This is a genomic window from Streptomyces sp. DSM 116795 (assembly GCF_055792905.1).
The window spans coordinates 3,788,696-3,802,521 of record NZ_CM147707.1; the positions used below are offsets into that span (position 1 = coordinate 3,788,696).

At 60.4% G+C, this 13,826-nt stretch carries 11 protein-coding genes; 5 read left to right on the forward strand and 6 right to left on the reverse strand.

Going from position 1 to position 13,826, the window contains the following annotated elements:
- Window positions 1-130: 130 nt before the first annotated feature.
- Complete coding sequence (locus tag ACSMXX_RS16320; RefSeq protein ID WP_473179435.1) at window positions 131-721, reverse strand: hypothetical protein; 591 nt, start codon at window positions 719-721, stop codon at window positions 131-133.
- Window positions 722-2,287: 1,566 nt separating this feature from the next.
- Here ACSMXX_RS16320 and ACSMXX_RS16325 point away from each other — a divergent pair.
- A complete protein-coding gene (locus ACSMXX_RS16325) occupies window positions 2,288-2,866 on the forward strand; it encodes a hypothetical protein (protein WP_473179436.1) in 579 nt (192 codons plus the stop codon).
- A gap of 372 nt (window positions 2,867-3,238) precedes the next feature.
- Window positions 3,239-4,429, forward strand: a complete 1,191-nt coding sequence (locus tag ACSMXX_RS16330) for a ScoMcrA-related endonuclease (RefSeq protein ID WP_473179437.1) — start codon at window positions 3,239-3,241, stop codon at window positions 4,427-4,429.
- A 78-nt stretch (window positions 4,430-4,507) separates the two neighbouring features.
- Here the strand turns inward: ACSMXX_RS16330 and ACSMXX_RS16335 are convergent, their stop codons facing one another.
- Entirely contained in the window at window positions 4,508-4,918 is a 411-nt protein-coding gene (locus ACSMXX_RS16335; RefSeq protein ID WP_473179438.1) for a hypothetical protein, read from the reverse strand.
- 734 nt (window positions 4,919-5,652) lie between these two features.
- Window positions 5,653-6,462 carry a hypothetical protein gene (locus ACSMXX_RS16340; protein WP_473179439.1) on the reverse strand — a complete coding sequence of 270 codons (810 nt, stop codon included), beginning with the start codon at window positions 6,460-6,462 and terminating at the stop codon, window positions 5,653-5,655.
- A gap of 2,005 nt (window positions 6,463-8,467) precedes the next feature.
- On the opposite strand from ACSMXX_RS16340, the gene ACSMXX_RS16345 reads away from it, so the two are divergent.
- Entirely contained in the window at window positions 8,468-10,486 is a 2,019-nt protein-coding gene (locus tag ACSMXX_RS16345) for a tetratricopeptide repeat protein (RefSeq protein ID WP_473179440.1), read from the forward strand.
- 366 nt (window positions 10,487-10,852) lie between these two features.
- On the opposite strand, the gene ACSMXX_RS16350 is transcribed toward ACSMXX_RS16345, so the two are convergent.
- Genes ACSMXX_RS16350 through ACSMXX_RS16360 form a run of 3 tightly spaced genes read right to left on the reverse strand, consistent with a single transcriptional unit; the run spans window position 10,853 to window position 12,396 of the window.
- Entirely contained in the window at window positions 10,853-11,518 is a 666-nt protein-coding gene (locus ACSMXX_RS16350; protein ID WP_473179441.1) for a hypothetical protein, read from the reverse strand.
- Window positions 11,512-11,916 (reverse strand): ATP-binding protein, encoded by a 405-nt coding sequence (locus tag ACSMXX_RS16355; protein ID WP_473179442.1) that lies wholly within the window; start codon window positions 11,914-11,916, stop codon window positions 11,512-11,514. The genes ACSMXX_RS16350 and ACSMXX_RS16355 overlap by 7 nt, the downstream gene beginning before the upstream one ends.
- A gap of 45 nt (window positions 11,917-11,961) precedes the next feature.
- Window positions 11,962-12,396, reverse strand: coding sequence for an NUDIX hydrolase (locus tag ACSMXX_RS16360; protein ID WP_473179443.1), 435 nt, complete (start codon window positions 12,394-12,396; stop codon window positions 11,962-11,964).
- Window positions 12,397-12,481: 85 nt separating this feature from the next.
- Between ACSMXX_RS16360 and ACSMXX_RS16365 the strand changes: the two genes are divergently transcribed.
- Together ACSMXX_RS16365 and ACSMXX_RS16370 are read left to right on the forward strand one after the other, a co-directional pair.
- Window positions 12,482-13,270, forward strand: a complete 789-nt coding sequence (locus ACSMXX_RS16365; protein WP_473179444.1) for a GntR family transcriptional regulator — start codon at window positions 12,482-12,484, stop codon at window positions 13,268-13,270.
- Window positions 13,271-13,470: 200 nt separating this feature from the next.
- Window positions 13,471-13,821, forward strand: coding sequence for an SCO3933 family regulatory protein (locus ACSMXX_RS16370; protein ID WP_473179445.1), 351 nt, complete (start codon window positions 13,471-13,473; stop codon window positions 13,819-13,821).
- Window positions 13,822-13,826: the final 5 nt, after the last annotated feature.

The window sequence follows — 13,826 nt, forward strand, 5'->3', positions numbered from 1 at the left end:
TTCTGTTTACAAGCTGTGGACAGCTCGGACATCTACGGTCAGAGCGGTCAAGCTGGCGCCGACTACGGGCGTCTGCGGCTGCCAGCAGTCAGCGAGGTTGCTGTACTTCGCTGCTGTACGGGCCAGGCGGTCAGGCGCGGCGCCATGCTTCGAAGAAGCGCTCACGGTCCTGCGACGTTTCGAATTCCCGTCGACTGGCCAGCACAACGAGCCATGCGCTCATCTCCGCATCCCGTAGCCACAGTTCACCCCCGTATCGACCACTCACCCCGAAGGTGCCGTAGTCGAGGACCGAACCGATGACCTCTGCCACGGCGGTTCGCTGAGGTGTCGTCAGCTCCCCGAGAAAGCTCAGGACCCGTGAGGCGATGCCGCCCTCATTGCCGCCGCGAATGCGGTCGAAGAACGGGCCACCCATGTTGGCAGGATCGATATTCAAGGCCGCGCTGCCTCCTGCGTCGCCCATGCGCTCCCAGAAACTTTGCCCTTCTGATGTCCCCGGGAGCGGGAGCGCTGCGAAGAGGTCGATCAAGTGACCGTTGGCAGCCTGGTTGTACGCGGTGTCGCAGCTTGCAGCGGCTGAGATCCTTGCGACGTGGCTAGCCGTGAGACCGCCGTCTTCGGGCCAGTCAAGTGGGACGTTGAGTCGCTGGGGCAGGTGCTGTTCCAGTTCGTCGGGCTCATCGGGCTGTTCGCTCTCGACATGCCGGTTCACAATCACGCTGTCCCCCTGAGGCTGCCGTTGATGCTCGGGCCTGCCAGCATGCCAGCGCCGAGAGCCTGACGTGAGGGGTTTTGAGACGCGCTCGTCTCCGCGGACGTGAGGTTGGCGGAGTCTCAATGAGCCGGCCAATGAATGATCTTGAAAACAGTCATGACGGCAACGTCACCGTGGGTTCGGATCCCCTGCCGTTGTGCTGGAGGCGTGGTCAGGGGCCCCAACGAGCCCTCCTGAAGGGGACGGTGATTGAGTGTCAAGCGCCCGAGCCTGCGGGTGGCTGCCGGTATGCTGATCTCCCAGCACTCCTCTTCGATCAACGTCGTCTCGACCTTGGTCGAGGCTCTCCCCGAAACCCATCGGGGGGTGGACCCTTCTCGGAGAGGAGCTGCAAATGGAGATGCGGAAGCCAAGACAGGACGGCGATGGCGACGATGGGCCTGGGTCGAAGAAGGCTCAGCTTGTAATCGCGATCTTGACGACTGTCGCGGCGATCGCAGGTTGCGTGGAGCAGCTGGCGCGCTAGCGCCCCAAGATCGAGTTGGATCCGCCGGAAGGGCATAGAACAGGCCCGACCGATACCAGGACGGCCGGGCCCGCTCGATAACTCCATGCACGAGCCCGGCTCCGGTGCCCCCCGGAGCCGGGCTCCTCTATTGGAGCCCACATCTCACAGTTGAACACTCAACCAACAACTATAGTGGCGGAAGGCAGTTCTAGAACTGTGTACCCACAGACTATAGCTCCGGCGTACACGCTGCGTACGATTGGTGCGCCGAAACCGATACATTCGCGCAACTGATCTCGTCTACCAAAGGCTTTGAGCTGCGGAAACGCCAATCCCCAATAGGGTTGGACGGGCAGCGCCGTACACGCTGTGTACGGCGAATGGGGCGCTGCTCTGTGACTGGTCAGAGGCGTGCAGTTGGCAGACGAAGGCCGGCGGGAGCCTCATTGGCTGGGCCAAGCCCTGTCTTCTTGCCCTGGGTCTTACCGGTGATCTTGGTGACCTGCGTCTTCCCTGCTCATGAGTGGTGGGCTCGCACGTCTGGTGGTCGTCGTTTGTCGTCCTTGGCCACTGTCGAGCGGCCTCGGACGGCCCCGAGACGGCCCAGCTTCGCGCAGCGAGGCGTCTCCGATATCCCCGTCTGAACCTCAGCCGACGACAGCCAGCTACGAGGGCGAGGACGCGAACCGATCACGCGCATGTATGTCTCGCTGCACTCCCACCAGCCACCGCGACGCGCTGGCCGGTGACGACGATGCCGTAGCTCCCAGCCTGGGAAGCGAAGGTGATCTAGGGGTAGGTGTTGCATTGACCTGCGAGGGAACGGGGCCGCCACTTGGCCTGGTGCCGTTTTCATGACCGTTGTTCCCCGTGGTTCCCCGCACGATCTGGCACGGCTGTGGCACGTTCTCTGTTGCCTCTGAGTGGCAGGGCATCTGCGAAGGCCCCTCACGATCTTGCGACGGTACTCTAGGGGTCTCCCTCGGTTCGTCGGAAGGCTCGCTTGGCAGGGTCGGTCCTTCCGTTTGCGTGCCGAGGACCGTCCGCTTGCGGAGGCACTCTTGCTGACCTTCACTCTCGACACGAACTGCCTGATAGCGCTGGAGGAACAGCGGCCTGACGCCCCTTCCGTAGAAGCGCTGGTGGCTCGGCACCGGGCTGGCACTGCCGCGGTACGGGTAGTTGCAACTGCGGCAGCGGAGAATCAGAAGGACGGCACCGTGCTGGATAACTTCGCTGGCTTCCAGGAGCGTCTGGCCAGGATGGGTCTCGCTGATCTAGAGATACTTCGCCCGGTGTGCGTAGTTGATCTCAGCTACCTCGACTGGTGCGTACTTGCTCATGACGAAGCTGAGGACGAAGGGCGAGAGTTGCATGCGGTGTTGTTCCCGACGGCGTCGTTCGACTACAAGGACGCTGCTCCTGAAGAGCTAGACAATCTGTCGCGGGCGCAAGCGGAACGCAAGTGGCGCAATCGGCAGTTGGACGTGCTTGTGCTCCAAACTCACATTCTGGCCCGGGGTGACGTATTCGTGACTTCCGACAAGAACTTCAGGAAGCCGAGCAAGCAGGCTCGTCTGACGGCCTTGGGTGCCTCCTTGATCCTTGCGCCCGCCGACGCGGCACTCTACGGCGTCTAGTCGCGCGCTCGGCCTTGAGACGCGCTGGCTCTCAGTTGCCACTATGGCGAGCAAGTATCCGCCATCGTCCGCTGCTGTACGCCGGCGCTGGTAGGTAATTGGAGGCGCAGTCCACTGTCGACTTCTGGACCGTTGTGAGCACCGCATTAGGAGTTCGACTTGCTGCGAGTCTGCCCGGACGAGGTCGAGCTTTGCTTGTCGGCATCGGCAGGTCAGGTTGCTGCTGCTCATGGCTGTTGATGTCAGCTATTGATGTCAGTTGCCGAAGAGATTGGGGTGCAGCCGAGCCTGTGCCCGCCACCGCTGGGGAACGTGAGTGTCAGTCCCGTTGCTTAGGATCGAAATCACCACATGGAAGCTAGGGGGTGGGCCGTGAGCATCCAGGATCTGACCAGTGCTGCTGCCGTGGATAAGACGCTGGCCGAGTATGACAGCGTGGGAGGACAGGCCTTCCGAGAGCGATACGGGTTCGGCTCCTCCACTCGGTACTACCTCACCCACGCTGAACGGCTCTACGACGCAAAGGCGATCGTGGGCGTCGCCTACGGCTACCAGCACCCGAGCGTCGGACCACTGTCCAACGACCAATTTTCGGGTGGCGAGGCGGCTACGAACCGCGCGCTCCGTTCCATGGGGTTCACCGTGCTCGACAGCTACTCAGAGACCGTAGAAGCTGAGCTTGAGTGGCGTCTGGCGGTCTGGAAGAACCTGACAGCCCGTCGCGACAGTTCTGGACTCGTCACGGCGGAGGCTGTCCGTTCCGTAGGCGCCTACGGCAACTTCCGAGGTATCTGGACTGACAAGACCCGGACCAGGCGGGTCCATCCTGACGGCGTGACGCTCGGGCTCAAGCACACAGGGCAGCACTACCCCGATGACCTCGATGAGAGAGGCGTCCTGTACCACTACCCGGTCACGCGACAACCCGGCCGGGACCGTGGGGAAGTCAACGCTACGAAGGCCGCGGCAGCTCTGCACCTACCGCTCTTCGTGATCACTGAACACGGCGATCGCCGTGGCGTCGAGCTCGCTTGGGTAGAGGGCTGGGAGGACCAGAGCAGCCTCTTCCTGGTCAAGTTCGGCGAGGCTCCGCCCGGACAAGTCATCGATCACGACGTGTCTGACGAGCAGCCGTTCGCACTTGAAGGCAACCGGCGGCGCCGGCGGAACGGAAGCGTTTTCCATCGACCGGACCAGGCCCAGTTCAAGTTGAAGGTGTTCCAGCGGTACGGCCCGCGCTGCCCCCTTTCGGGCCTCACGGTGCCACAGATGGTTGAGGCGGCTCACCTCCGGGGTTATGCAGCCGGGGGCAGCTCAGACCCTCGGAACGGCCTGCCAATGAACGCGGCCCTCCACAGAGCCTTCGATGCCCATCTCTTCGCCATTAATCCCCGCACCCTGATAGTGGAAGCTCGTCCTGGTGGCCCGACCTTGGAAGAAATGGGTATCGTCTACCCCAGGTTGACTTTGGACCGGCTCCCTCACCAAGTTGCCCTCAACTGGCGCTACAACGAATGGCTGCGCTGTACTGGGCGCGAACACGAGGTGTTAGCCGATCAGTAGCTTGATCGTCTTCGGTAAATCGACCATCACCGCGTACCGATTGGTCGAGAACTGGAGGTTGCACCAGCGCTGTCAAGCTCATTGCCTGAGCTGTCTCCGTTGTGCAGCCTTCGCAGCCCCGCCCGGAACCCATGAATACACTTGTTGCTGGCCGACATAGAGCACGTTCGGGTTGCGGTTGTGGGAACCGTAGCCGCTGTCCCCTGACATCAAAACGTAAACGCCGACTGGGACGTTCCAATTCCAAAACCAGGCGTCCTGGCGGTGTCCGGTGTCGCACCATGTGATCACTGCTTTAGACCCTCGTCGGGCTCGTTGATAGACCTGGACCACCTGTATCAGGCGTGCGCCAGCGGTGCTGGCTTGCTGTTGCTTGATGGTGTGCCATTGAGCGGCGAGCTGCGCGTCGCGCTTGCGGCGGCGGGTGATGCGCCACGCTACTAGGACAGCAATTAAGCCAGTGAGAAGAAGGATGTTCGCAGTAGACATGTCAGCATGATGCCTGACTGAGGATCCTTCTGCACCGCTATCTGCGACTGTAGTGAGCTAGTTCTGACACTGAGCTATTTTGGGTGCAGTGGAATCGATCCTGTGATTTGACTTATGGCGAGACAATTCAGACTTTAGTGGCTAGTCGCATCGGATTGGGTCTGCGGTGGGGTGGCCTTCTTCGTGGGCAAGTTGGCAACCTTTTCGTGCGCATACCACAGTCTTTTTAGCGCCATGAGGATGGTCAGCATTAGATGTAAGAAAAGAAAGACTAGACCGCCAGTCCATACGGGCCCTAAGGGAGACTTTGCGGAGTTGGTCGCTGCAGCCGCCACCATCAGAGTAACTAAGGCGCACCCGACAAGGACTGACCAGGCCAGATTTATGAAGAGTTCTCTGACTTGCTTTACGATGGGATGCTCGGGGTCGAGTTCCTCATCTCTTCGCACCCTTAGACTCAACGAGAAAGTATTTGTGAGAAGCCCGAAAAGAAGACCAGTGAATACGCCTATACCCCCGACCAGGCGCGATACGTCTAGAAGCTGAAAGTGTCCTGAGATGGTCAGCCCTGACGCCATGATTGCTGCCACAATAGGAAATCCGATGAAGGCTACATAGTCTGCGACAAGAATCCGCCCACTGCGCGCATTTCTGTAGGTGTCAAAGTGCGCCTTTGTGATGCTCGCAACGCTCCACTTGGCACTCATGTCCCCTCCGGCTGTCGCAGCGTCGGGTCATGCCTGCCAGTCCCCCGGGCTGACCCCCATGAGGTCAAGTGAAGCACGCACCTCTGACATCACCGCTCTTCTGAAGGTCGCCTCGTCGGGTCGCTCGTCCCCTTGGCTGACAGGGTGCAGGAAGCGTGGAAAATCGTGGTCAACAATGACAGTACGAGACCGTCCCTCGGTCTCAATCTCCAAATGGATCTCGTCGGGATCTGGAAGACCCGACACCCGGAACACAGCGGATGGAGGAAGATCGTGTGCGTATGCGCGAGTAATCCAGTCCTTGCGAAGACTCCTACCTCGACCACTCTTTGCAGTGAACTCCTCCACCTCAACCCCAACGGCACCATCCCTATCTTGCACGTACACTAGAAACTTAACCTTCTGAAGTTGGCCTTCTTCGATAAACGCATCCCAGGCATCAGTGCTCTGAAGGGAGGATCTTTCGATCGACAACCTGTCGGTGTCGTATTGATCCCTAAACCAATCGCTGAACGGCGTCCATAATGATGTAATCGCAGAGGATCGACCTACGACCTCCGTCGCCCATATGGCCGACTCTCCTGATCGGGGTACGACAAAGCATTGGCGCAATGGGTAAGTCGGGGCGTCCTCATGGCGAATCGAGTAAGCATCGTCCCCAGTACTTGTATGAACCACTTTTCCCGTAGAGCCAAATTTTCCCGACTCGACCGTAGCCCATATTGTGCGTTTATCCTTCTCCAGACCTGTCAGTCGGGCATAGTCTTCACTCTTGGCTACGGATAGACCCTTGCTTCCAAGAGCGTTATTCATGAAGCTCTCGATTACGTCCAGCATGTCATGGCGGCCTGTATTGAAATCCGCCACATGCCGACGTGAGTTTTTTCTCCGAATCTGGCGAACCCCAAATTCATACAGGCAGAATTGGAAAGTTGGCACGGTTGCCTCCGTTTGCGGCCCGTGAGTACGTCCTTTGGATGGTGCATCACTCGGAGGCGGTGAGGCGACCACTTGCACGGTGCCCTCCTTTTATTGGCGAAAAATGCACGATCGTTTTCCAGCCAAGAAGGACAGTGTCGGAGCCACTTCGGTGGTGGAGTTGGCTTAGGGCGAGAGGCTGAGCCAGCCAAGCTGCATGAGACCAGGGGCAGGCTCACGCCTGCCATCAACACTAGGAAGTGCGCCTGGGTCGGCGTGGTTTGGCTCAGTTGTTTCTGGAAGACAGTGGTGCCGACAGGCCAGCCATGACAGTGCCCCTCGTCAAGCATCAGCGCCTCGGAGGGTGTCAACTTGGGAGCACAGCATCGAACCGAGCAGGTACGAAGCTGAGTTGGGTCACACTGCGCCCGCTCTGCGTCTCTCGTGCTTGGATGCCACATGGACACATGGGCGAGTCTCGGGGCGGTCGTGGTTGCCGCCATCGCAATCGCATTGAGCTCAGTGCAGGCCAGTCGGCAACGGGTTCGGGAGATAGAGGACTTCTATGTTGGCCGCTACTGGGAACTGCTAGATCGACTTCCCACGCACGCCCTCTTGAGCGCATCGACTGGGCCTGAGCTGAGGACGGACGAGGAGCAGCATCCCGTGTTCCTCTACTTGCGGCTCTGTGAGGATGAGCTGGAGCAGCGCCAACTCGGTTGGGTTTCTGACAAGACCTGGGACCAGTGGCGCGCCGGCATCGTGGGACAACTGAAACGCTGGCCGACCGCTGAAGCCTGGGCGCGGATAGGACACGGTGACCTGGCGAACCAGACGCAAGGGCAGTTCACACTCCTGCGTCAACTGGCACAGGAGCCATGGTTTGATCCCATTGACATGTCCTGGATCAGGAGAGGTTGCAGGGACTCCGCTGACCCCGATCTGAGAGCACCCGAAGGTTCGCAGACCAGCAGGCCTTGCGCGCCCAGCAGGTGGCGCCAGCCGTGTGAACACCGGCTTTGGGCGGGATGTAGGGAGGCGTTGACCTGCGAGGTCGCATGCTGGTCCGACAGCGCACAACTCGCCCCTGACGCACCAGGGTTCCGCGTGAGTGAGGCCCTGTCTGGCGCGCGAGTGGCGCGCGTGACCTCTCGTTGCGAACTAAGAGCAGCCCCGCTGGTGGAGATCGGAGATGTATACCTCGCCGATGCAGCAACCAGCCCGAATGCATCCCTCCTGAGCAACCGGCAGGTCACAGAGAGACGCCACCCGACTCTGCTCGGCTGTTGTGAACTAGCTGGGACTGGGCACAATCTCAAGAGCGTACTATGCGACTCGGATTGCCACGGCAAGGGCGAATTCCAACTGTCAATATGGAACCGGAAAGGAACCGATGGGAGAAGTCGGAAAATCGCGCAACAGTGACACCGAAAACACTGTTTCTGGCGGCAGTTTTTATGGGGCCGTGATCCAGGGCAGGGAAGTCCACTTGCATGGAGCGAGTGTTACCAATGATTCATCCGAGAAACAATCGGCAACACGCTTTTACCCCGAGCGCTGGCCAACAGCGAACTCTTGGTCTCCGCTGGCAGCCGGTGTACATCAGAGCCGACAAGGTGACGACGGAAGTCCGATTCCACCGTACATAGATCGCACCGTAGATCCGTATCTCAGAGACTGTCTCGTTAAGGCAGCAAAGCGGGGTGGGCTTGTATTAGTAGTCGGTGACTCCACTGCGGGAAAGACTCGTACTGCATACGAAGCAATACGTTCTGCCCTGTCGGAACATCGCGTCCTGAGACCAGAGATCGGAGACGTTTTCGATGCGATCCCAGACGCAGTGGCCAGGTCTAAGTATCCTTGTGTGGTTTGGCTTGATGACCTAGAGGACTACTTGGGACCCCAAGGATTCAACTCCAGAATTATGGATGAATTGAGCCGCGCTGCAATTCCAGTTCTTGCCACTATGCGAAGTCGACAATACGAGACTTTTCGTCCCAGTGTAAGAGACACCTTCCACGGCGTAGGTGAAGGACAGTATGCAAAGGCTAGTGGCGCTAGGGTTCTGAAACTTGCCACAGTCATTGACCTGGAACGCGTCTGGAGTAGCGAAGAGGTAAGACGGGCTCAAGATTGCGAGGATCCGCGCATTATTGACGCCGTCGCTCACCATGGCCCATTTGGGATTGCAGAATATATCGCCTCCGGGCCCGCCCTCTTGCAAGAATGGCGTGCTTCCTTCAGGGTTGGGGCAAATCCACGTGGTGCCGCCCTAGTTTCTGCCGCAGTAGACCTATCTCGGACTGGGTTGCAAGCTCCGTTTCCCATCAGCATTCTGACGCAGCTGCATGAAATCTATCTGGCGAGCCACGGGGGAGATCTACTGCGGCCTGAGTCTTTTGAGGACGCCGTGTCCTGGGCGTCTGATATCCGCTTTGGTGTTACTAGCATGCTCCTCCCCGCGGTAGATGACGAGTGGTCCGTTTTCGACTACCTGGTTGACCACACGATCAACGAAATCCCATCATCTGTTTGGGAAGCCGCACTAGCTCACGCAAGCAGTGTCCGCGAGCTCTTTGTCATTGGCCTCAACGCCAGTCGCATAGCACCCGAGTTCGCTCTAGCGGCTTGGCGTCCTCTTGCTGAGAACGGTATTTCCACTGCTGAGTTCAATATTGGAATTCTACAGTATCAACGGGGAAATACCCAGGAGGCGGAATCAATGTTCCGGCGTGCGCTCGCCTCTGGATACTCGGATGCCGCAGCAAACCTCGGGATTTTGCTAATCGAAACAGGTCGTGCAGAGGAAGGCGAAGAGATACTTCGCACCGCTGAGAACAGTTCCTTCGCAGCTACGAATCTCGGAATTTTACTAGCATCGAAGGGCAGGGACCAAGAAGCGGAAGAAGTGTATCGAAGTGCACTCGACAATGGATTTCCTTATCCTATGCCTCTGGCGAATCTGTTAATGAAACAGGGTCGACAGGAAGAGGCAGAGCAAATGTACTTGCGTGCGCTTGACGCCGGAGAATCGAACGCCGCGGTGAATCTTGGTAATCTCCTATTGGAGACGGGACGTCTCGAAGAAGCCGAAAAGATGTATCGGCGAGGAATAGCTACTTCAACTCCTGGAGCAGAATATAACCTTGGACTTCTGCTTGCTCGGTTGGGACGGGACGAAGAAGCAGTGAGGGCCTACAAAAGGGCGGTCGATTCCGGCAATATGGAAGCAGCCGGTAGCCTTGGGAATCTCTTGGTAAAAAAGGGGAGTCTAGCAGAGGCTGAAGAATTTTTTCGTTTGGCGATACAGGGTGGGTATGTCGATGCCGCTGTGAACCTTGGGAACCTATTGGCAGACATGGGGCGCACCTCGGAAGCGGCAGAAGCGTACCGTCATGCCGAAAGTGCCGGAGATTCTGGTGGCGCCTTCAATCTTGGAATCTTGCTTTGGGAAAGTGGCCGCACGGACGAGGCGGAGACTGCTTTTCGTCATGCTAGGGAAGCGGGCTCCATTGACGCTGTGGTCAATCTTGGTGCTCTGTTGATGGAATCTGGGAGGCATGATGACGCAGAGCAACTGTTCCGGGAAGCGCTACGTGAGGGTCAGGAAGATATGAACGTCAATCTCGGAATTATTCTTTCCGAAATGGGGCGTATCGATGAAGCTGAGCGTGCTTATCGGCGAGCAATAGATCTCGGCCACACCTCTGTTTCCATCAACCTTGGAAGTATGTTCGTGGCAGAAGGTCGCCTGGAGGAAGGAAGAATGGCATTTCAGCAAGCGCTGGATGACGGTCACTTGGGTGCGGCGAATAACCTTAGTGCTGCGCTGCTTCGTCTCGGGAGAATTGATGATGCGAGGCGTATTCTTCGGGAAGCAATGGAGAAAGGAAATTCTCAAGCTGCTGAGAATCTCAAAATAGTAGTACTTCACTATGGCTAGAGGATAGCTATGCTCTCGCTTTGCCCGCCTGCATTTGGACGGGCCCCCGCGGACGGCGTAGCAGCTTTGGGGTGGAGCTGGCTTGGAGCGAGAGATCATGGCCCTTACGCTTTCGCGAATCGGGCCGGCTCCTTGCCTGTCCGCAAAAGCCCGATCTGGGCCATGATCTTCGAGGCTCGCTCCAAGTTGGCTCCGTAAAGCCGTGGAGACGACCGCCCCAGCCATGATGAAGCCCTCTTCTGTGGCTCGCGTCAGCGCGCGGCACGGCGGCCGGGCCGGAGCGGGGCGGAGACATGAGCGTCGGCCCGGCGGCAAGCCGGGCCGCGCGGCGAGCGGAGCGAGCACTTGAAGTAGTAGAGAAAGTTGTTACTCACCGGCTGGCGGGTGGGCTTCGGTCTGGAGGTCGATGGGCTGGAAGTCGGTGAGGCGCAGGAGGAGTTGGCCGGCGCGGACCCATCGGATGAGGGGGTCGTCGAAGGCGACTCCTATGGCGTCGACCGCGACCGGGTGGGGGTTGGCCGGTTGGTAGAGGGCTCCGCGGACTCCTGCTCGTTCGAAGGCGCGGACGCGTACGGGGGTGAACTCGCGCCGCAGGTGCGGGCACGCCCTGATCGACGTGTGAGCGCAGGGCAGGCACAGCGGCGGATGCGTCGTGATGACCTCTTCGTGTTCCGCCCCGGATGAGCAGTCGAGTTCTTCGGGGAGGAGCCAGAGGATGCCGTCGGGGTTGCGGTCGGCCGTGCCGCCGCAGACTTGGCAGAGCAGGCGTTCCATGGCGTTGCGTTGCCGTAGGGCGTGGACCTGGCCGAACTGCGGTTTGCCCTTGCCCGGTTGGGAGGGTGTGCGGCTCCACAGGATGCCCTGGGAGTCGCGGTCGTAGGGGCGTTCGTCCGCGAAGGCGATACGGCCCTTGCGCAACACCACCTGGGGCCGCGGTGCTCGTTCCTCTCCGGTCCATTGCGTGATGTAGGGGACCACCTGCGGGCGTCGAATCTGCTTGCTGGCGGGGTGTGGTTTCGGTGGGGTCAGCATGCGGGTGCTTCCGGGGCCAGGTGTGCGGCGACGGTATGGCCGTACAGGTGGTTGGTGATGCGGACGCGGGCTGCGAGTTGGGTGACCAGAAATAGCCCGCGGCCGTGTGTGCCCTCCGCGTCGGGCGTCGTGGGGAGCGGAACGGTGGCGCTGTTGCGGTGGTCGGAGACAGTGATCGTCACCGTGGAGCGTGCACGGCGGATGCTGACGCGGAAGTCCGGAGACGAGGTGTGCGTAACCGCGTTGGTGCCCAGCTCGGTCACGATCAGCGCGGCGTCGTCCGCCTGGGGACAGCCGGCCAGAACGTCACGTGTCCAGCGACGGGCGCGGCTCACCTCTTCGGGTCGTCCTGGACAGAGGAGTTCCCAAACCTGCATCGTACTCATATACTCATGCATACAAGTTCCTTTGCGCTGGTGGCCGCTATGGGTAGTGGGTTAGAGCTAGATGAGTTGGACGCCGTCGTGCGCGCGCACGGCCGGCGGGGACGCCGCGTCGAGAGCGTCCAGGACGCGAACTGCGTATGCCTCGTCGGCCAGTTCGGAGACCTCTTCGCGGGTCGCCCAGCGCAGTGCGTACGTCTCTTCGCCGGTCGTCGGTGCGCCGTCGACCGCTTCGCAGCGGAAGACGAGCGAGACGATCAAGCCGGACATGTTCTTGTAGACGCCGGTGAGGGCCGCAGGCATCGCGATCTTGAAGCCCGTCTCTTCGAGGACCTCGCGCTGAAGCGCATCCGGGATGGTCTCCCCCGGCTCCAGTACGCCGCCGGGCGGCTCCCAACGGCCGTTGTCCCTGCGCTGGATCAGCAGAGCCCGGCCGCGGTCATCGACGATGACACCCGCGACACTGACGGAATGGGGGCGATCTTCAGCACTCACGCTCTCTGGCTTCCCTCGTCTGACTAGGCTCACCACCGTAACAACGACACTCGACTTCTCGTCTAGATATCCGAAGGAGTAAGCGATGGCGTCTCTCTCCCCCGGCGTTCTCGGAACGCTCGACCCGACCAGCGACCGTGCGGTCTTCCGGCAGATCGCGGATCAGGTGCGCGAAGCCATCGACAAGGGGCGCTTCAAGGAGGGCGCCAAGCTCCCGTCCGAGGCCGAGTTGGTCGACCACTTCGGCGTCTCCCGCATGACCGTCCGGAACGCGATCTCCATCCTTCAGAGTGAAGGACTGGTCTCGTCTGAACACGGTCGGGGTGTCTTCGTACGTCCGCGACCACCCGTGAAGCGTCTGGCGTCCGACCGCTTCGCGCGGCGCCACCGTGATCAGGGCAAGTCCGCGTTCGTCGTGGAGGCGGAGGCCGCGGGGAGCCGTCACGAGGTGGACAGCCTTGAAGTGCGGGAGGAGAAGTCGACTCCTGACATCTCGGCCCGGCTCGGCTCGGCGCGGAAGGTACTTGCCCGCCGGCGGCGTTATCTGCTGGACGGGAAGCCGGTGGAGACCGCCGTCTCGTACCTGCCGCTCGACATCGCTCGGGGTACGCCGATCGCCGAACCGAATCCGGGTCCGGGCGGCATCTACGCGCGATTGGAAGAACTCGGCCACCAGTTGGACCACTTCGAGGAAGAGGTGCGTGCTCGGATGCCCGCGCCGGATGAGGTGAAGGCACTTCGGCTGGCTTCCGGTGTCCCGGTGATCCACTTGGTGCGGACGGCGTACGACACCGAGGGTCGCGCCGTGGAGGTCTGCGACACCGTCATGTCCGCTGACGCCTACGTTCTCGCCTACCAACTGCCTGCCACCTGATGGGCGTTGACGGCGGGTGGCGTGCAAGGGGGCTCGTTCTCCCAGAACTTGTACGGACCCAGAGACATACTTGTGTAGACGAGTGGGCAAGTGCTGTGGCACAGTGGTTCTCGTACCCATCGAGCCGGAGCTGCCACAACGCATCTTGTATAGACGAGTAGGTGTGACTGGCTTCGGATGACTGAAGGAGAAGAACAGCCTTGAAGACCATCCGAGTTGAGACCGAGAACGCCACCATCCTGCTGACCGAGGTGCCGGAGCCGAAGGTGCGGGATCGGCAGACCGGGGAGATCGCCAAAGACGCAGTCAGTGGTGAGGCGTTGATGAAGGTCGGCGTCGTCTACATCGACGAGGGGGAGTCCTCCCTCATCCACGTGACCGTGCCGGAAAGCGGCGTCTCCGAAGGGCTGACGCTCGGGGCTCCGGTCTCCCTGCCGGGGCTGTTCGCCCGGCCGTGGGAATCGGTGTTCAACGGGCAGCAGCGTCACGGAATCGCCTACCGGGCAGCGGCTGTTGCTCCAGGTGCCGTTCCGGCCGGTGTGGGGGCCTGACCTGA